12 protein-coding genes, 3 tRNA genes and 2 pseudogenes are annotated in these 19,494 nt (G+C 71.3%); 8 read left to right on the top strand and 9 right to left on the bottom strand.

Features of this window, described 5'->3' with window-relative positions; translation table 11 throughout:
* Positions 1-4: 4 nt before the first annotated feature.
* From N5I75_RS11070 to N5I75_RS11055, 4 genes and pseudogenes are all read right to left on the bottom strand, one after another.
* Positions 5-526: a hypothetical protein gene (locus N5I75_RS11070; RefSeq protein WP_476676532.1), complete on the bottom strand. Its 522-nt coding sequence runs from the start codon at positions 524-526 to the stop codon at positions 5-7.
* A 306-nt stretch (positions 527-832) separates the two neighbouring features.
* Entirely contained in the window at positions 833-2,926 is a 2,094-nt protein-coding gene (locus N5I75_RS11065; protein ID WP_476676531.1) for a molybdopterin oxidoreductase family protein, read from the bottom strand.
* Between the two features lie 189 nt (positions 2,927-3,115).
* Positions 3,116-3,643: pseudogene (locus N5I75_RS11060) on the bottom strand (DUF5753 domain-containing protein); the annotation flags it as partial.
* A 24-nt stretch (positions 3,644-3,667) separates the two neighbouring features.
* A complete protein-coding gene (locus N5I75_RS11055) occupies positions 3,668-4,336 on the bottom strand; it encodes a SanA/YdcF family protein (protein ID WP_476676530.1) in 669 nt (222 codons plus the stop codon).
* Between the two features lie 148 nt (positions 4,337-4,484).
* Between N5I75_RS11055 and N5I75_RS11050 the strand changes: the two are divergent.
* From N5I75_RS11050 to N5I75_RS11030, 5 genes and pseudogenes are all read left to right on the top strand, one after another.
* A pseudogene (locus N5I75_RS11050) lies at positions 4,485-5,246 on the top strand (sirohydrochlorin chelatase); the annotation flags it as partial.
* Positions 5,247-5,295: 49 nt separating this feature from the next.
* The gene (locus N5I75_RS11045; RefSeq protein WP_476676529.1) at positions 5,296-6,597 is read left to right on the top strand and encodes a deoxyguanosinetriphosphate triphosphohydrolase; all 1,302 of its coding nucleotides are present in this window, start codon (positions 5,296-5,298) and stop codon (positions 6,595-6,597) included.
* A gap of 115 nt (positions 6,598-6,712) precedes the next feature.
* Positions 6,713-7,978, top strand: a complete 1,266-nt coding sequence (locus N5I75_RS11040; RefSeq protein WP_476676528.1) for an NAD(P)/FAD-dependent oxidoreductase — start codon at positions 6,713-6,715, stop codon at positions 7,976-7,978.
* A 45-nt stretch (positions 7,979-8,023) separates the two neighbouring features.
* Entirely contained in the window at positions 8,024-9,931 is a 1,908-nt protein-coding gene (gene dnaG / locus N5I75_RS11035; RefSeq protein ID WP_476676527.1) for a DNA primase, read from the top strand.
* Between the two features lie 157 nt (positions 9,932-10,088).
* Positions 10,089-11,363, top strand: coding sequence for an RNA polymerase sigma factor (locus tag N5I75_RS11030; protein WP_476676526.1), 1,275 nt, complete (start codon positions 10,089-10,091; stop codon positions 11,361-11,363).
* A gap of 84 nt (positions 11,364-11,447) precedes the next feature.
* On the opposite strand, the gene N5I75_RS11025 is transcribed toward N5I75_RS11030, so the two are convergent.
* The 4 genes from N5I75_RS11025 to N5I75_RS11010 all read right to left on the bottom strand — a co-directional run bounded on the left by N5I75_RS11025 (position 11,448) and on the right by N5I75_RS11010 (position 17,067).
* Positions 11,448-13,376 (bottom strand): ABC transporter ATP-binding protein, encoded by a 1,929-nt coding sequence (locus N5I75_RS11025; protein ID WP_476676525.1) that lies wholly within the window; start codon positions 13,374-13,376, stop codon positions 11,448-11,450.
* Positions 13,376-15,115 carry an ABC transporter ATP-binding protein gene (locus N5I75_RS11020; protein ID WP_476676524.1) on the bottom strand — a complete coding sequence of 580 codons (1,740 nt, stop codon included), beginning with the start codon at positions 15,113-15,115 and terminating at the stop codon, positions 13,376-13,378. Before N5I75_RS11020 ends, N5I75_RS11025 begins: the two co-directional genes overlap by 1 nt.
* A gap of 164 nt (positions 15,116-15,279) precedes the next feature.
* A complete protein-coding gene (locus N5I75_RS11015; protein WP_476676523.1) occupies positions 15,280-16,710 on the bottom strand; it encodes an FGGY family carbohydrate kinase in 1,431 nt (476 codons plus the stop codon).
* A 54-nt stretch (positions 16,711-16,764) separates the two neighbouring features.
* Positions 16,765-17,067, bottom strand: a complete 303-nt coding sequence (locus tag N5I75_RS11010; RefSeq protein ID WP_476676522.1) for a YtxH domain-containing protein — start codon at positions 17,065-17,067, stop codon at positions 16,765-16,767.
* A 147-nt stretch (positions 17,068-17,214) separates the two neighbouring features.
* Between N5I75_RS11010 and N5I75_RS11005 the strand changes: the two genes are divergently transcribed.
* From N5I75_RS11005 to N5I75_RS10995, 3 genes are all read left to right on the top strand, one after another.
* Positions 17,215-17,287, top strand: a tRNA-Asn gene (locus tag N5I75_RS11005).
* A gap of 5 nt (positions 17,288-17,292) precedes the next feature.
* A tRNA-Asn gene (locus N5I75_RS11000) sits at positions 17,293-17,365 on the top strand.
* Positions 17,366-17,541: 176 nt separating this feature from the next.
* Positions 17,542-17,618 (top strand) — tRNA-Ile (locus N5I75_RS10995).
* Between the two features lie 115 nt (positions 17,619-17,733).
* Here N5I75_RS10995 and N5I75_RS10990 read toward each other — a convergent pair.
* Positions 17,734-19,191 carry a sensor histidine kinase gene (locus N5I75_RS10990; protein ID WP_476676521.1) on the bottom strand — a complete coding sequence of 486 codons (1,458 nt, stop codon included), beginning with the start codon at positions 19,189-19,191 and terminating at the stop codon, positions 17,734-17,736.
* Positions 19,192-19,494 lie beyond the last annotated feature (303 nt).

The raw sequence follows: 19,494 nt of genomic DNA, 5'->3' as shown, positions 1-19,494 counted from the left end.
GGTCTCAGAGCCTGCCGTCCCTCGTCCTGCGGTGCAGCAGCCACGTACCGCCCGCCGCCGCCACGGCCAGCGCCGCCACGCCCGCGGTCGTCTGCACCGGGTCGGGGCCCAGCGCGCCGCCCACGCCCGTCGGCACGTGGCCTCGGGGCATCTGTGCTTCCGCTGCCGCCGCCTGTTGCGCTATCGACACGATCAGGTCCCCGGTCACCTCCGTGCCGCCCGAGCAGCGGGCCGTGATCTCGTACGTGCCCGGCTGCGCCGACGCCGGCACCTCGAACCGTGCCGTCGCCCGGCCCGCCGTCCTGTCCGGGGCCAGCGTGAACGGGCCCGGGCCCACCGCACCCGCGTCCGCGGCCGCCGTGCCCTGTGCGCCGCACGCTGTCGTGCCGACGGTGACCGTGGTGCCGGGGGCCGCCGTCGCCGGGTACACCTCCAGGCCGCCCGGCGACGCGGTGGCGGGTGCTGCCGTGAACGCGGCTGCCGTCATGGCGAACGCGGCGGCTGCCAGGGGTCGGCCTGTGCGCATCGTCCTCGCTCCTTCGTGGGCGTCGGGTGCGCCCCTGCAAGGACGAGGTAAGTGGCAGGGCGTCACCTTCGCATGCTGGGTACGCCTGAATGGAGGGTGGCCGTCTGAGGATCCGTCAGCGGCTTTCCGATGCGATCCGACAGGTGCGTCCACGGGTACGGGGCCGCCCGGGGTATGTCCGTGCTCGCCATCTTGAGGGCATCGCCGGTTGCGTCGGTCGCCGCTACCGCGTGCGAGGGTGCTGCGCGCGGACATACCCCGGTCGGCCCCTCCCGTCTCGTACGTTTCTGATCGCCGGTGGTGGCTTCAGTCGCCCCTTGTCAGGCGCACCGCGCACACCTTGAACTCCGGCATCCGTGACGTCGGGTCCAGCGCCGGGTTGGTGAGGGTGTTCGCCCTGCCCTTGCCCGGCCAGTGGAACGGCATGAAGACCGTGTCCGGACGGATGGTCGAGGAGATGCGGGCCGGTGCTCGCGCCTCGCCCCGGCGGGAGACGACCGTGACCTCGGCGCCTTCCGTGATGCCCAGGCGTGCTGCCAGGCGGGGGTGCAGTTCCACGTACGGGGAGGGAGCCGCCTTGTTCAGCTCCGGCACGCGGCGTGTCTGTGCTCCGGACTGGTACTGCGCCACCACCCTGCCCGTCGTGAGGTAGAGGGGGTAGTCCGTGTCCGGCTCCTCCGCCGACGGGCGGTGCGTCACCGGGGTGAAGCGGGCTCGCCCGTCCTCTGTCGCGAAGGTGTTCTCGAAGAGGCGGGGGGTGCCCGGGTGGTCCGTCTCCGGGCACGGCCAGTGCAACGCCTCGCCCTGCTTCAGGCGGGCGTAGCTGATGCCCGCGTAGTCCGCCGGGCCGCCGGACGATGCGCGGCGCAGCTCGTCGAAGACCTCCTCGGGGGAAGTGGGGAAGCCCTTCTCCATCTCCGGGGCCAGGCGGGCCGTCAGGTCGCGGAGTATGTGCAGGTCGGAACGGACTCCGGTGGGTGGGGTGAGCGCCTGCCTGCGGAGCAGGACGCGGCCCTCCAGGTTGGTGGTCGTTCCCGTCTCCTCCGCCCATTGGGTCACCGGGAGCACTACATCGGCCAGTTCCGCCGTTTCGGAGAGGACCACGTCCGCCACTGCCAGGAAGTCGAGGGAGCGGAGCTTGTTCTCTATGTGTGCGGCTCGGGGGGCCGAGACCACTGGGTTCGACGCCATCACCAGCAGGGCGTGGATGTCTGTGCCCAGGGCGTCCAGTAGTTCGTACGCTGAGCGGCCCGGGGCTGGGAGGGTGTCGGGGGCCACGCCCCAGACGCTTGCCACGTGAGCTCGTGCCGCCGGGTCCGTCAGTTTGCGGTAGCCGGGGAGCTGGTCCGCCTTCTGGCCGTGTTCGCGTCCGCCCTGGCCGTTGCCCTGGCCCGTCAGGCATCCGTAGCCGGACAACGGGCGGCCCGGGCGGCCGGTCGCCAGCGCCAGGTTGATCCAGGCGCCGACCGTGTCCGTGCCCTTGGACTGTTGTTCCGGGCCGCGAGCCGTCAGCACCATGGCGTGGTCCGGTGTGGTGAAGAGCCGGACTGCTTCGCGTAGTTGGGGGAGGGGTACGCCCGTCACGCGCTCCACGTACTCCGGCCAGTGCGCCATGGCCGCCGCCCTCGCCTCCTCCCAGCCCCTTGTGCGCGTTCTTACGTACTCCTCGTCCACCCTGCCCTCGGCCACCACCAGGTGCAGCATCCCCAGTGCCAGGGCCAGGTCCGTGCCGGGGCGCGGGGCCAGGTGCAGGTCCGCCTGTTCCGCCGTGCGGGTGCGGCGGGGGTCGATCACTATCAGCTTGCCGCCGTTGGCCTTCAGCTCGGTGAGGTAGCGCATCGCCGGTGGCATCGTCTCGGCCGGGTTCGAGCCCACCAGGATCACGCAGCCCGTGTGCGCGATGTCCTCCAGCGGGAAGGGGAGGCCGCGGTCCAGGCCGAAGGCCTTCTGGTTCGCCGCTGCCGCCGATGACATGCAGAAGCGGCCGTTGTAGTCGATCTGCGACGTGCGCAGGACCGTGCGGGCGAACTTGCCCAGCGCGTACGCCTTCTCGTTCGTCAGCCCACCGCCGCCGAACAGCGCGCAGGCGTCGTTGCCGTGCTCGGTGCGGGTGCGGATCAGGTTGTCGGCTATCGCGTCCAGCGCCTCGTCCCAGGTGGCTGGTTCCAGGGTGCCGGCCGATGAGCGGATCAGCGGGGTCGTCAGGCGGGCTCCGGGTGCCAGTACCGCCGCCGCGCTCTGGCCCTTTCCGCACAGCGCGCCCTTGTTCACCGGGAAGTCCACCCGCCCCGCGACCTCCACACCCGCCCCGCCCGGCGTGAGCGTCATCCCGCACTGCAACGCGCAATACGGGCAGTGGGTGGATGTCGCGGTGGCCGGGGGAGCGGTCTGCGTGTGCATACCGCCAGGGTGGATGTGGCTTGTTACGCGGTGCGGGTGGAGCGGGTTACGCGGGGGGTACGCACATCTCGCAGCCGCCCGTCGATGAGTGTGAGGTCAGTCAGAATTCCCCGGCCTTGACGCTCGCCACGAACGCGGCGAACGAGTCGTTGCTGTACGAGGACGTGAACCACTGGGGGTTTTCGGTCGTCACGGAGTGCCCTTTCGAAGCTGTTCGATCATGGCAACGGAAGCCGCCTGCGAGAGCGCTTCGGCCTGTAGCTGATGGTAGGCCGTGAGCGCGGGCAATACGAACGTGCTTTCCCGTTCCAGGTGTCCGCGCTGCGAGGACTCGGCGTAGGCCATGAGTGACCGGTCGGGCAGTGTCAGCACAGTGATCGGCAGGTCGAACGGACGGCGGGCGCCCATGGTGAACGGGGCGATCTGCACGACGGTGTTGGGCAGCGCGGCGAACTCGACCAGGCGACTGAACTGTGCGTCCATAGTGGCCGCGTCGCCGATGGGACACCGGACGCAGCTCTCGTCCAGGACGACCAGGACAAGTGGTGCCGGGGTGCGATCGAGGGTCGCCTGTCGTTCGGCGACGAGCGTGATGCGTTCCTCCGCCTGGTCGGCGGTGATCGCGCGGCGCTTTACGTCGCTCTCGGCGAGCACGCGGGCGTACTCCGGCGTCTGGAGCAGACCGGGGACGACGCCCACCTCGTACAACCGGGGCCTTCCCCGTCTGATGTCCGACGGGTCTCAGCGGGTCCCCGCCAGCGCCCGCTGAACGCCGTTCTCCTGCGGTCCCAGGAAGTGCGGGTCCGGGCGGACCAGCGCGTCCAGCGCCGCCTTGCTCGCCGCGAACACTTCCCGCGCGCCGCCCGCGTACCAGGTCGCGTCGTGCTTCTCGTCCACCCCCACGCCGTACGACGCCACCCCCGCCGCCTCGCAGAGCGCCACCGCCCGGCGGATGTGGAAGCCCTGGCTGAGCAGGACCGCCCGGTCCACCCCGAAGATCTTCTTCGCCCGTACGCACGAGTCCCAGGTGTCGAAGCCCGCGTAGTCGCTGACCACCGCCCGGTCCGGCACGCCGTGGCGGGTCAGATACGTGCGCATCGCGTCCGGCTCGTCGTAGTCCCTGCGGCTGTTGTCGCCCGTGACCAGGACGGCGCGGACCTTGCCCGCCCGGTACAGCTCGGCCGCCGCGTCCAGGCGGTGCGCCAGGTAGGGGGACGGTTCGCCCTGCCACAGGCCCGCCCCGAACACCATCGCCACCTCGGTGCCGGGCACGTCCGTCGTCGAGCGCAGGCGGTCGCCGGTCGAGGTGAACAACCACGCGGAGGGGAGCAGCGCCAGCACGCAGAGCGTCATCAGCGCCTGTACCGCCCGTCGTCGGGCGCGGCGGGTGCGGAGCGAGGGCAGGCGCATGGGACTCCCGGGTGCGATGGTGTCTGTTCTCGGAAGTGACAGACGCCCTGCGGGGGCGGTTGGTTCGAGGGGCGCGCTCACGGTGCGGCGCCGGGTGGTGTGAACCTGGGGCAACCGGGCGTCATCAACGGGCAACAGGTGCGCAACCCGGGTCCGTCACGATCAGCCCATGACGGAATTCGACAGCAGCACGCTCGTCCTTGTCGCGCACGGCAGTCGTGATCCGCGTGCCCTGGCCACCGTGCGTGAGCTTGTCGAGCGGGTGCGGGAGCAGCGGCCGGGGATCGACGTTCGGCTTGCTCATATCGAGTTGAACGAGCCCTTGGTCGCCGATGTGCTGGACGGGCTGGGTGACGGGCGGCGCGCCGTCCTCGTGCCCCTGCTGTTGTCGCGCGGGTATCACGTCAAGGTCGATCTGCCGCGTGCCGCCGACGCCGCCCGGCATCTGGTCACCCGGGTCGCCGAGCCGCTCGGGCCGCATCCTCTGCTCGTCGACGTGCTGTGCGATCGGCTCGTGGAGAGCGGGTGGGACGGGCGGGGTGGGGTGGTGCTCGCCGCCTCCGGGTCGCGGGATCCCGACGCCGATGTGGACACGCGGCGTACGGCCGTCCGGCTCGCCTCGCGGCTCGGGGTGCCCGTCGTGCCGGCCTACGCCTCCGGGGGCGGGCCCGGCGTCGCGGACGCCCTGCGCGACCTTGCCCGGCAGGGGTGCCATCGTCACCGGGCCGCCCTCGCCTCCTACTTCACCGCACCCGGGCGGTTCGCGAGGGAAGCGGCGGAGGCGTTCGGGGGCGGTCCTGTCGCCGCGCCGCTCGGCGCCCATCCCGGTCTCGCCCGGCTCGTCCTGCACCGGTACGGCCGTGCCCTGCTCTCGCCCGTGCGGCCCGCGCGGCAGCTCGCGCCCGCCTGACCTCGCCGGTCACACGCCCTTTGTCGGTGCCTGGCCTTAATGTCGGTGCATGAACACCACGGACGAAGGTTCCGGTACGTACGACGAGGCGGCCGTCGAGCGCTGGGCCGCCGAGCCCGACAAGCGCCCGGGGCGCACCGCGTTCCAGCGCGACCGGGCCCGCGTCCTGCACTCCTCGGCGCTGCGCAGGCTCGCGGGCAAGACGCAGGTCGTCACGCCGGGCACGCGCAGTCTGCACTGGGACGCCAGTCCGCGGACGCGGCTCACGCACTCCCTTGAGTGTGCGCAGGTGGGGCGTGAGCTGGGGGCGGCTCTCGGGTGTGATCCGGATCTCGTCGAGACCGCTTGTCTCTCGCACGACATGGGGCATCCGCCCTTCGGGCACAACGGTGAGCAGGCGCTCAACGAAGTGGCCGAGGACTGCGGGGGGTTCGAGGGCAACGCGCAGTCCCTGCGGCTGCTCACCCGCATCGAGCCCAAGCGGTTCGTACGGGCCGCCGAGGGCGGGGAGCTGGTCAGTGTCGGGCTCAATCTGACGCGGGCCGCTCTCGACGCCGCCACCAAGTACCCGTGGCCGCGCGGTGAGCACCCGAGCGATCCGGGCTCGGCCAAGTTCGGGGTCTACGAGGACGACCGGCCCGTCTTCGACTGGGTCAGGAAAGAGGCGCCCGGGCGCCGGACCTGCTTCGAGGCGCAGGTCATGGACTGGGCCGACGATGTCGCGTACTCCGTGCACGACCTGGAGGACGGGCTGCACGCGGGGCATCTCGATCCGAACATGCTGCACGCCGAGCCCGAGCGCGCCGACGTCTTCGCCGTCGCTCTTGGGCGGTATGTGCCCGCCGACACCGATCCGGCGGAGCTCGCCGCCGCCCTCGACCGCCTCCTCGACCAGGAGTGGTGGCCGCACGGGTACGACGGCACCGCCGTCTCCCAGGCCCGGCTCAAGGACGCCACCAGCCAGCTCATCGGGCGGTTCTGTCTCGCCGCCGAGGCCGCGACCCGCGCGCGGTACGGTACCGGGCGCCTCACGCGGTACGCCGCCGAACTGGTCGTGCCGCGCGCCGCCCGGCACGAGTGCGCCGTCCTCAAGGCCGTCGCCGACCGGTACGTGATGCAGCGGCCGCAGCAGGAGCGGCTCCGCGCCGACCAGCGCATCGTCGTCGCCGAACTGGCCGAGGCGCTGACGGCGCGGGCGCCGGACGGGCTCGACCCCCAGTTCCGCGCCCTGTTCGACGACGCGCCCGACGACCGTACGAGGAAGCGCGTCATCGTCGATCAGATCGCGTCCCTGACGGATGCGTCGGCGCGCTCCCTGCACGCCGGATTGTCTGTCGGACACGGGGTGTGACGGAGGGATTCCCGGGCACCGTAGTCAGGTGCCCTGATCGGGTCACGCCCCCTTCCCGCATCACGCTGCGTGCGGGACGCTCGCATATGACGGCAGCGCAACGAGGAGGCATCAAGTGGTCGACGCGGACCAGACGTTCGTCATCGTCGGAGGAGGGCTCGCCGGGGCGAAGGCCGCCGAGACGCTCCGCGCGGAAGGGTTCACCGGGCGGGTGATCCTCATCGGTGACGAGCTGGACCACCCGTACGAACGCCCGCCCCTGTCCAAGGGGTACCTCCAGGGCAAGGAGGAGCGGGAGAGCGTCTTCGTCCACGAGCCCGCCTGGTACGCGAGCAACGACGTCGAGCTGCACCTCGGGCAGACGGTCACCGCCATCGACCGTGCCGTGAAGACGGTCCGGCTCGGCGACTCCACCGTCATCCGCTACGACAAGCTCCTCCTCGCCACCGGCGCCGAGCCGCGCCGCCTCGACATTCCCGGCACCGGCCTCGTCGGCGTCCACCACCTGCGCCGCCTCGCCCACGCCGAGCGGCTGAAGAACGTGCTCGGCTCGCTCGGCCGTGACAACGGGCACCTCGTCATCGCCGGGGCCGGCTGGATCGGCCTGGAGGTCGCCGCCGCCGCGCGCGAGTTCGGCGCCGAGGTGACCGTGGTCGAGCCGGAGGCGACGCCGCTGCACGCCGTGCTCGGGCCCGAGGTCGGGCAGATCTTCACCGAGCTGCACAGCGATCACGGCGTCCGCTTCCACTTCGGCGCCCGGCTCACCGAGATCTCCGGGCAGGACGGCCTCGTTCTCGCCGCGCACACCGACGACGGTGAGGAGCACCCGGCGCACGACGTCCTCGCCGCGATCGGCGCCGCGCCGCGCACCGCCCTCGCCGAGCACGCCGGTCTGACCCTGGTCGGCGGCGAGCACGGCGGCGGCATCGCCGTCGACACCTCCCTGCGCACCTCCGACCCCGACATCTACGCCGCCGGTGACGTGGCCGCCCTCGCACACCCCCTCTACACGGAGCGGCTCCGCGTCGAGCACTGGGCCAACGCGCTGAACGGCGGGCCCGCCGCCGCCCGCGCCATGCTCGGCCAGGACGTCACCTACGACCGGGTGCCCTACTTCTTCTCCGACCAGTACGACGTCGGCCTGGAGTACTCGGGCTGGGCGCCCCCGGGCTCGTACGACCAGGTCGTGCTGCGCGGCAACGCGGGCAAGCGCGAGTTCATCGCCTTCTGGCTGAAGGACGGACAGGTCCTGGCCGGGATGAACGTGAATGTGTGGGATGTCACTGAGGACATCCAGCGGCTCATCCGGTCGGGCGTGCGGCCCGGCACCGAGCGGCTCTCCGACCCGACCGTCCCGCTCGGTGATCTGCTGCCCGGGTGACGCCGGAGTGACGAGGGTGTCAGTGGCGGGCCGTAGAATTCTTCCGTGGCTGGCAGGATCAACGACGAGGACGTGAAGGCTGTTCGGGACGCGGTCCCGATCGACGCCGTGGTCTCCGAGTACCTCCAGTTGCGCAACGCGGGCGGCGGGAACCTGAAGGGCCTGTGCCCGTTCCACGACGAGAAGTCACCGTCCTTCCAGGTCAGTCCGAGCAAGGGGTTCTTCCACTGCTTCGGCTGCCAGGAGGGCGGCGACACCATCACGTTCGTGATGAAGATCGACCACCTCACCTTCTCCGAGGCGGTCGAGCGCCTGGCCGGCCAGGCCGGCATCACCCTGCGCTACGAAGAGGGCGGCTACAACCCCTCCCACCAGCGCGGCGAGCGCATCCGCCTGGTCGAGGCGCACAAGGCCGCCGCGCAGTTCTACGTCGATCAGCTGGAGTCCCCCGAAGCCGAGATCGGCCGCGCCTTCCTCGCCGAGCGCGGCTTCGACCAGGCCGCCGCCGCGCACTTCGGCGTCGGCTACAGCCCGGCGGGCTGGGACCACCTCACCCGCTTCCTGCGCGGCAAGGGCTTCACCGACAAGGAGCTGACCCTCTCCGGGCTCTCCCAGCAGGGGCGTCGCGGGCCCATCGACCGGTTCCGCGGGCGCCTCATGTGGCCGATCCGCGACATCGGCGGCGAGGTCGTCGGCTTCGGCGCCCGCCGCCTGCGCGAGGACGACAACGGGCCGAAGTACCTCAACACGCCCGAGACCCCGATCTACAAGAAGTCGCAGGTCCTGTACGGCATCGACCTCGCCAAGAAGGAGATCGCCAAGACCTCGCGCGCGGTCGTGGTCGAGGGCTACACGGATGTCATGGCGTGCCACCTGGCAGGTATCACCACCGCCATCGCCACCTGCGGCACCGCCTTCGGCGGCGACCACATCAAGATCCTGCGCCGCCTCCTCATGGACAACGGGTCCGCGCGGGTCATCTTCACCTTCGACGGGGACGCCGCCGGGCAGAAGGCCGCCCTACGCGCCTTCGAGGACGACCAGAAGTTCGCCGCCGAGACCTACATCGCCATCGCGCCGGACAACATGGACCCCTGCGACCTGCGCCTGGCCAAGGGCGACGAGGCGGTCGCCGAGCTGGTCGAGCCGCGCACCCCGCTCTTCGAGTTCGCGCTCCGCCAGATCGTGAGCCGGTACGACCTGGAGACCCCGGCCGGGCGCGCCGCCGCGCTCGACGAGGCCGCGCCCGTCGTCGCCCGCATCAAGAACAGCGCCTCCCAGCACGAGGTCGCCGTCCAGCTCGCGGGCATGCTCGGCATCCTCGACACCCAGTTCGTCGTCAAGCGCGTCGCCCAGATCGCCCGCTGGGCCCGTGACCGCGGCGGCAAGGGCCCGGCCCCGGCCGGCCGCGGCGGGCGCCCGATGCCCGAGATGGCCGCCCCGGCCGCCCCCGCCTTCGGCGGCCCGGCGCTCACCCTGCGCAACCCCGTCTACGCCACCGAGCGCGAGCTGCTCAAGCTGGCCCTCCAGCACCCGCACCTGGTCTCCCCGGCGTTCGACGCGTACGGCGTCGACGAGTTCACCGCCCCGCCCTACGCCGCCGTACGCCTCGCCATCCTGGAGGCGGGCGGCGCCGAGCAGGGCACGGGCGACCCCCACGAGTACCTGGTCCGCGTCCGTGACGCGGCGCCGGACGACGCGGTGCGCGCCATGGTCACCGAGCTGGCCGTCGAGGCGATCCACCGCAAAACGGTCGACGAGGTGTACGCGGGCGACCAGCTCGTCACCGTCCGCAGGCGCGCCGTCGAGCGCCGCATCCGCGACATGCAGGGCACCTTCACCCGCCTCGGCTCCGGCGGCGACCCCGCACAACTGGCCGCCGTGCAGAACGAGTTGTGGGTCCTCCAGCAGTACGACCAGGCCCTGCGCGAACGGGGCGCGGACGCGCTGTAGGCGCCGGGCCGCACGCTCACGCGCCGTTTCGGCGTGTTCGAAGGCGGGCAGGGTGGGCACCCGTACAGCTCGGTAACCGCTTGGTCACGCACCGGACTCAAAAAGTCAACGCACGCCCCTCGTAGCGGCACTGTGTCGTACTCCACACTGGGTTGCGGTGCCTGAGTCCTCGGAGCGCGGCCGGAGCCCGGACACCGGGTCCGACACCCCCGCGGTTCCGCTCATCGCGTACGGGACGGACAGCGGCGCGGCCGCCGCTCCCGCCCCCCAGCCGCACGCCTCAGCAGCGATCACTATGGAGGTCGCCCCCGTGCAGACCCAGACCCTCACCCAGAGCGACAGCACAGCGCAGGCTCTCGCCGATCCCGACGCCGCCGCCGACGGGGAGGCTCTCGCGACGGTGCCGCCGCAGAGCCGCGCGGCGCGCCACCCCGAGACGCCGGACGAACCCGAGCCCGGCGAACACGCCGAGCCGGTCGAGCCGCCCGAGCCCGTGCGCGGCACCCGTACGGAGACCGGGAACCCCTCCTCCGACCTGTTCCGCCAGTACCTGCGCGAGATCGGTCGCATCCCGCTGCTCACCGCGGCCGAGGAGGTCGAGCTGGCGCGGCGCGTCGAAGCGGGCCTGTTCGCCGAGGAGAAGCTCACCTACGCTCCCAACCTGGACTCTCAACTCGCCCTCGATCTCGACAAGTTGGTGGTCATGGGGCGGATGGCCAAGCGCCGCCTCATCGAGGCCAACCTGCGCCTCGTCGTCTCCGTCGCCAAGCGGTACGTGGGACGCGGCCTCACCATGCTCGACCTCGTCCAGGAGGGCAACCTCGGCCTGATCCGCGCCGTCGAGAAGTTCGACTACGCCCGCGGCTACAAGTTCTCCACCTACGCGACCTGGTGGATCCGGCAGGCCATGAGCCGCGCCCTCGCCGACCAGGCCCGCACCATCCGGGTCCCCGTGCACGTCGTCGAGCTCATCAACCGGGTCGTCCGCGTCCAGCGCCGGATGCTCCAGGAGCGCGGCTACGAGCCGACCCCGGAGGAGGTGGCGGCCCACCTGGACCTCCCGCACGAGCGCGTCAGCGAGGTCCTGCGCCTGGCCCAGGAACCGGTCTCGCTGCACGCTCCCGTCGGCGAGGAGGACGACGTCGCCCTCGGCGACCTCATTGAGGACGGCGACGCCACGAGCCCCGTCGAATCGGCGGCGTTCCTCCTGCTCAGGGAACACCTGGAGGCCGTTCTCTCCACCCTGGGAGAGCGCGAACGCAAGGTGGTCCAACTCCGCTACGGCCTGGCGGACGGCCGCCCCCGCACGCTGGAGGAGATCGGCCGCATCTTCGGCGTCACGAGGGAACGAATCCGCCAGATCGAGTCGAAGACGCTGAACAAACTGCGCGACCACGCCTTCGCGGACCAACTGAGGGGCTACCTGGACTAAGACCCCGCCCAGGGGCGCGGGGAACTGCGCGACCAGCCACGACGAGACCGGTACTCGACAGTCAACCCCACGCCCCCACGGCGATTAGTCGACCTCAGCAACCGCCTGCGCGAACTGAGCCTCGTACAACCGCTGATACGCCCCACCGGAGCCGACCAGCTCCTCATGCGAGCCCTGCTCGACAATCGCCCCGCTCTCCATCACGAGAATCGTGTCGGCATCGCGAATCGTCGACAGACGATGAGCGATGACGAACGAGGTCCGCCCGGAGGCGAGCCGCGCCATCGCCTTCTGGATCAGCACCTCGGTCCGGGTATCGACGGAGGAGGTCGCCTCGTCGAGCACGAGGATCACCGGGTCCGACAGGAACGCCCGCGCGATGGTGATGAGCTGCTTCTCACCGGCGCTGACACCCGTCCCCTCGTCGTCGATGACGGTGTCGTATCCGTCGGGAAGGGTCCGGATGAACCGGTCGGCGTGCGCCGCCTTCGCCGCCGCTTCCACATCGGCCCGGGTCACGGACTTCGTCGCGCCGTACGCGATGTTGTCCGCGATGGTCCCGCCGAACAGCCAGGTGTCCTGGAGGACCATCCCGATTCCGGCCCGCAGCTCGTCCCGGTCCATCTTCGCGATGTCGACCCCGTCGAGCGTGATCCGCCCGCCGGTGACCTCGTAGAACCGCAGGAGCAGGTTGACCAGCGTGGTCTTGCCCGCGCCCGTCGGGCCGACGATGGCGACCGTGTGGCCGGGGTCCGCCGTCAGGGACAGGTCCTCGATGAGGGGCTTGTCCTTCTCGTAGCGGAAGGCGACGTGCTCGAACTCGACGCGGCCGCGCAGGTCGGCCGGCTTCTCGCCCGGTACGGGGTCGGCCGACTGCTCCTCGGCGTCGAGCAGCTCGAAGATCCGCTCGGCGGAGGCGACGCCCGACTGCACGAGGTTGGCCATCGACGCGACCTGCGTCAGCGGCATCGAGAACTGCCGCGAGTACTGGATGAACGCCTGCACGTCGCCGATGGAGAGCGAGCCGGAGGCGACGCGCAGGCCGCCGACCACGGCCACGAGCACATAGTTCAGGTTCGAGATGAAGAACATCAGCGGCTGCATGATGCCGCTGTTGAACTGCGCCTTGAACGACGCCTCGTACAGCGCCTCGTTCTGCTCGGCGAACTGCTCCGCCGACTCCTTCTGGCGGCCGAAGACCTTCACCAGGGTGTGGCCGGTGTACATCTCCTCGATGTGCGCGTTGAGCGCGCCGGTCGTCCGCCACTGCTGCACGAACTGCGGCTGCGAGCGCTTGCCGACCTTCGCCGCGACGAGCACGGAGAGCGGCACCGTGACGAGCGCGACGAGCGCGAGCAGCCAGGAGATCCAGAACATCATCACGAGGACGCCGATGATGGTCAGCAGCGAGTTGAGCATCTGGCCCATCGTCTGCTGGAGCGTCTGCCCGATGTTGTCGATGTCGTTGGTCGCGCGGCTCAGCACCTCGCCGCGCTTCTGCTTGTCGTAGTACGACAGGGGCAGCCGGGCCAGCTTCGCCTGCATCTCCTTGCGCAGCTGGGACACCGCCAGGTTGATGACCCGGTTGGCGAGCCGGGTGCCGATCATCATCGCGAAGCCCGCCACAGCGAACACGGCGAGGGCGAGCAGCAGGACCTGGCCGATCGCGTCGAAGTCGACGCCCTGGCCGGGGGTGAAGTCGACGCCGCCGAGCATGTCGGCCATGCCGTTGTCGCCCTTGGCCCGCAGGCCCTCGATGACCTGGTCCTTGGTCTGCCCGGCGGGGAGCTGCCCGCCGATGATCCCGCCGAAGAGGAGGTCGGTCGCGTGGCCGAGGATCTTCGGCCCGACCACCGAGAGCCCCACGCTGACCACGACCGCGCCCAGCACGGCGAACACCGCCGAGCGGTGCACCGCGAGCCGCTTGAGCAGCCGTTTCCCGGAGTTCTTGAAGTCCATCGAACGCGCACCGGGGCCACCGGCCGCCATGCGCGCCGCCATCGGCCCGGCCATCAGGCGGCCTCCGCTTCCGTCAGCTGGGAGAGGACGATCTCCCGGTACGTCTCGTTGTCGGCCATCAGTTCGTGATGGCGGCCCTCGCCGACGACCCGGCCCTCGTCGAGGACGATGATCCGGTCCGCGTCGCGGATGGTGGCGACGCGCTGGGCGACGATCACCACCGTCGAGTCGGCCGTCTCGTTGCCGAGCGCCCGGCGCAGCGCGGCGTCGGTGGCGTAGTCGAGCGCGGAGAAGGAGTCGTCGAAGAGGTAGATCTCCGGCTGCTGCACGAGCGTGCGCGCGATGGCCAGGCGCTGGCGCTGACCACCGGAGACGTTCGTGCCGCCTTGCGTGATGGGCGCGTCGAGCCCGCCTTCGAGCTTGCTGACGAAGTCCTTGGCCTGCGCCACCTCCAGGGCGTGCCACAGCTCGTCGTCGGTGGCGTCGGGCCGCCCGTAGCGGAGGTTCGAGGCGACGGTCCCGGAGAAGAGGTACGGCTTCTGCGGGACGAGGCCGACGGTTCTCGCCATCAGCTCGGGGTCGACCGTGCGGACGTCCTCGCCGTCCACGTACACGGCGCCCGCCGTGGTGTCGTACAGCCGCGGCACCAGGCCGAGCAGCGTCGACTTGCCGCTGCCGGTCGAGCCGATGATCGCGGTGGTCTCGCCGGGCAGCGCGGTCAGGTCGACGGCGCGAAGCACCGGCTCCTCGGCGCCCGGGTAGCCGAAGTCGGCGCCCCGGATCTCCAGATGGCCGCGGCGGCGCAGCTCCCGTACGGCCGCCTTCCCGCTCGGCGGGACGACGCTGGACTCGGTGTCGAGGACTTCCTGGATGCGCTCGGCGCAGACCTCGGCGCGCGGCACCTGCATGAACATGAAGGTGGCCATCATCACACTCATCACGATCTGCATGAGGTACGCGAGGAACGCGGTCAGGTCGCCGATCTGCATGTGGCCGCCGTCGATGCGGTGCGCGCCGAACCAGACGACGGCGATCGAGGCGATGTTCACGATCGTCATGACGAACGGGAACATCAGTGCCATGATCCGGCCGGTCGCGAGCGACGTCTCGGTCAGGTCCTGGTTGGCCTCGCCGAAGCGGCCCTTCTCGAAGTCGTCGCGGACGAAGGCGCGGATCACGCGGTTTCCGGTGATCTGCTCGCGCAGCACCCGGTTCACCGTGTCCAGCTTGGTCTGCATCGACCGGAACAGCGGGCGCATCCTGCGGATGATCAGCGAGAGCACGAGCGCCATGACGGGCAGCACCGCGAGCAGCACGCCCGAGAGCGGCACGTCGAGGCCGAGCGCCATGACCACACCGCCGACGCACATGATCGGCGCCGACACCATCAGCGTGAACGAGAGCAGCGCCAGCATCTGGACCTGCTGGACGTCGTTGGTGGTCCGGGTGATCAGCGAGGGCGCCCCGAAGTGGCCGACCTCACGCGCCGAGAAGGACTGCACCCGGTCGAAGACGGCGCCGCGCACGTCGCGCCCGAGGGCGGCGGCGGTCCGGGCGCCGAAGAACACGGCGCCCGTGTTGCACACCACCTGGACGACGGTGATGCCCAGCATCAGGACGCCGAACCGCAGGATGTAGCCGGTGTCGCCGTTCACGACGCCGTTGTCGATGATGTCCGCGTTCAGGGTCGGCAGGTACAGCGCGGCGCAGGTCTGCAGGAACTGCAGCAGCACAAGCAGCCCGATGGATTTCTTGTACGGACTGAGATGGGTCCGCAGGAGTCGTATGAGCACGCTCGGTCTCTCGGTGTCGGCGGTCGTTGAGTGTGAGCGGTGGACTGGGGAGTGTCGCGCCCGCACCGGAGCGCGGACGCATGGACCCTCATCGTCCGACACTCCACCCGCGTTACCTCAACCGATTAACCCAAGAGCAGCCCAAAATCGGCCCCGGTCCGGGTCTACGAGAACGCGCCCGGGTGGATCTGCTCCCGCACCGCCCGGTACTGCTGGCGCACCGCCTGTCCGACGGCCGCCTCCTCGCCCGGTTCGAAGACCTGCGCCGCCGCGCCCTGCCACTGCGGAAGCTGCCCGTTCAGCGCCCACGCGGCCTGCCGCGCCGCGCCGATCGCCGCGTAGTCCGCGGGCTGCGGCACGACGACCTGCGCCCCGAACAGCATCGGCGCCACGGCCTGCACGGCGTGCAGCTCGGCGGCGGCGCCGAGCAGGAACACCCGCCGGATCTCCACGCCCCGCCCGCGCAGCACGTCCATGGCGTCCGCGAGCCCGCACACCATGCCCTCGAACGCGGCCCGCGCCAGATGCTCGGGCCGCATGGACTCCCGCCGGAGCCCGCTGAGCGTCCCGGCGGTGTGCGGCAGGTTCGGCGTCTTCTCGCCCTCCAGGTACGGCAGGAGTACGAGGCCGTGGGCGCCCGGCGTCGACTTCATGGCCAGCTCGGACAGCTCTTCCAGGCCTCCGTCCAGGCCCAGCATCTCGGCGGTGCCGCGCAGCGCCCGTACGGCGTTCGACGTGTGGACGACGGGCAGGTGCATGCCGGTCGCGTCGGCGAGGGAGGTGATGGCACCGCTGGAGTCGGTGAGCGCCTCGTGGTGCACGGCCATCACGGAGCCGGACGCGCCGAGCGAGACCACGGCGTCCCCGGCCATCACGCCCAGCCCGAACGCGGCGGCCATGGTCTCGCCGGTCCCGGCCGAGATGATCAGGCCCTCCGGGGTCGTGCCCGCCGCGTCGCCCGGGCCGAGCACCTCGGGCAGCATCGCCTGCTGCCCGAGCGCCAGCTCGACGAGGTCGGGGCGCCAGGAGCCGGCGGCGGCGGACCAGTAGCCGGTGCTGGAAGCGCCGCCCCGGTCCGTCGTGCGGCGCGCGGGCCGGCCGAGGAGCTGCCACACCAGCCAGTCGTGCGCCTGGAGAAGGAGCGCCACCCGCCGGGCGTTCTCCGGTTCGGTGCGGGCCAGCCAGCGCAGCTTGGTGACCGGGTGCGCCGCCTGCGGCAGACAGCCGACGGCGTCGGCCCACGCCTCGCGCGAGCCGAACCGGTCGATCAGGTCCGCGGCGGCCGACTGCGCCCGCTTGTCGCCGCCGACCAGGGCCGGGCGCACCGTGTTGCCCTGGTTGTCGAGCGGCACCAGCGCGTTCTGCTGGGCGGAGACCCCGATGGCCTGCACGCCTTCGAGCAGCCCGCCGCCCGCGGCCTCGCCGAGCGAGAGCAGCCACGCCTGGGGATCGACGTCCGACGGGCGGCCGCCGCCCTCCACCGGGTCCAGCGGGTGCGGGGCGTAGCCCTGCCGCAGCACGGCCCCGGTGTCGGCGTCACAAACCACAATGCGCGTGAAATCGGGCGAACTGTCCAGCCCTGCGACTATCCCCATGACAGAAATTCTGCCGCACCGCAGGACACTCCCGTGCCGCGCCTCCGACGGGGCCTATGTGTTGCTCGTGCCCCAGTCGTCCTCGCCGGTCGCGCTCGTGCGCTCGCGCAGCGAACGGACCCGGTCGGCGACGGCGTCCGGCACGCGGCCCTCGACCTTCTCGCTGACCGTGCTGAACGCCTTGCCCGCGTAGGTGCGCGTCTGCTGGGCCGCGGACTCCGCGGTGTTGCGCACTGCGGGGTTCTGGGCGACCTCGCGCGCGGTCTTCTTCAGCTTCTCGTACCGCTCGCGCCCGGCGCGCGTACCCAGCACGTAACCGAGGGCCAGACCGGCGATGAATGTGAGCCGGTAGCGCATGGCGGCCACCCTTCCGTAGCTCGTCGTGATCACTGAGGGGATACCGATTGGCGGAGCACCCCCCTGCTTGCGCTAATGTATGTGTCGCAGCGAGCGCCCGCCGCCTGGCAAGTACCCAGGTGGATGCGTTCGAAGCAGATGAAGCATTCCCCTGTAGCTCAATTGGCAGAGCAGCCGGCTGTTAACCGGCAGGTTACTGGTTCGAGTCCAGTCGGGGGAGCTCGATCTCCTGTAGCTCAATTGGCAGAGCAGCCGGCTGTTAACCGGCAGGTTACTGGTTCGAGTCCAGTCGGGAGAGCTGCGGAACAAGCCCTTCGGAGACACTCCGGAGGGCTTTTTCGCACCCCGTGGAACCGTGCGCGCGTGCGCGGAGTCCTCAAGGTCGTGCAGAGCCGGACCATTCGAGGCAGGAGATCGTATGAGCGGCTATGCTGCGGCAGACGGCGCGCACACATGTGCGCGGCGCGCCGTTACGGGGCGGTAGCTCAGCCGGTTAGAGCAGCGGACTCATAATCCGTCGGCCGTGGGTTCGAGTCCCACCCGCCCCACCACCGTCCTGACGCAGAAACGATGCGACCAGGACGTACGTAGCCTGAGGGGCCGTCACGGAAACCGTGGCGGCCTTTTCGTCACCCGATCAGCGCGAGCGCCGCCCGTAGCGGCCGATCAGCGTGGTGAGTGCCACACGAGCGCGGCCGGTTCCGTGTTCTCGCGGGCGCCGTCGTCCGACACCGTGAGGTGCACGCCCGCGCGGCCGTCCGGCAGCGGTGTGCGGGTGTCGATCGTCACCTCGACGCGTGAGACCCCGGGGCGGCGGGACGCCGTGGCCAGGGCGCGGCGCAGGTGGGACAGGAGACGGGACTGCACCGGGTCGGCGAGGGCCGCCTCCACCGCGCCCGTGAAGTGCACCGACGGGGTGAAACCGAGGAGCGCCGCGGCGCCCGCCGTCTCGCGGAGGACCTTGCCGCGGAACGTGGTCGGGGCGTCCGCCGGGGGCTGTTGCAGCGCGAAGATCGTCGTGCGGACCTCCTGGATCGTCGACTCCAGTTCGTCCACGGCGTGCGCGAGCGTGGCGCGGACGTCGTCCGCCTGGGTGCGGCGCTGCGTCGATTCGAGCATCATGCCCGTCGCGAAGAGGCGCTGGACGACAAGGTCGTGCAGGTCGCGGGCGATGCGGTCGCGGTCCTCGTAGACGGCGAGGCGCTCGCGGCCCTCCTGGGCCTCCGCCAGGACCAGGGCGAGCGCCGCCTGCGTGGCGAACTGGGTGGCCAGGAGGTGGTCGACCGAGGTGTACGGGCGGGCGCCGGGGGAGCGGGGCAGGGCGAGCGTGCCGATCAGCTTTCCGTCGGCCTTCAGCGGGAGCATCATGCTCGGGCCGAACCGGGACCGGACCTCCGTCGTCATGCGCGGGTCCGTCGCCGAGTCGTCGATGAAGACGGGCTCGCCGGTCAGGAGCTGTTCCAGGACCGCGCTGCCCGGCAGGATCGTCGCGCCGAGCAGCGCCTCCGGGGGGTCGTCCGTCGTGGCCGCCGCGACGATCTCCATGCCGCCCGTCTCCGTCGGCTGGAGCACGACGCCGGCGACCGCGCCCGCGAGGAGCCGCGCCTGTTCCGCGACCGTCGTCAGGGCGTCGCCCGCGCGGCCGGTCAGCAGTGCCGTCGTCACGGCGGCGGCGCCCTCGATCCAGCGTTCGCGCTGTCTGGCGGTGTCGTAGAGGCGGGCGTTGCCGATGGCGATGCCGGCCTGGGTGGCGAGGATGCGGAGCAGGGCCATGTCGTCGTCGGTGAATCCGGTGCGGTCCGTGCCCAAGGGGCCTTTGGTCAGGCGCAGGCGGCCGAAGACGGTGTGTTGTACGTGGATGGGGACGGCCAGGGTGTCCTTGGCGTGGACCACCGCGTCCGGGGGCTCTTCGGGGGGCAGGACGGGGTGGGCGGTTCCGGTGCCGACTGCCTCGACGAGGGTTCCGTGGTCCGGGTCGAGCACGCCCAGCACGCCGTGGCTCGCTCCGGTCAGGGTGACCGCGCTCTCCACCAGGTGCTGGAGGGTGGGGAGCAGGTCCAGCTCGGAGCCCACGTTCAGGACGGCGTCCAGGAGGAGGGGGAGGCCGGCGGGGGGTTCAGTCATGGGGGCCAGGTGTGGTGGGTGGGGGGGGCGAGTAGGTCTGCCTCAGGGGCGCGGGGAACTGCGCGCTCAGCCACCGCCGGGGCGCGGTCGCGTCTGCCACGGTCGGTCGTACGGCGGGTGCGGCTTGTGCGTGGCTGGTCGCGCAGTTCCCCGCGCCCCTGGCGGGGCGGAACGGCTCGGGCCGGTATCGCTGGCCGCATGGGCGTCTGCCTCGTTCGGTTGCACGGCGGGTGCGGCCTGTACGTGGCTGGTCGCGCAGTTCCCCGCGCCCCTGGCGGGGCGGGGTGGCTCGGGCCGGTATTG

The sequence above is a fragment of the Streptomyces sp. R818 genome, assembly GCF_056172735.1.
The sequence above is the reverse complement of the archived record's forward strand: the minus strand, read 5'-3'. Positions and strand labels throughout refer to the sequence as shown.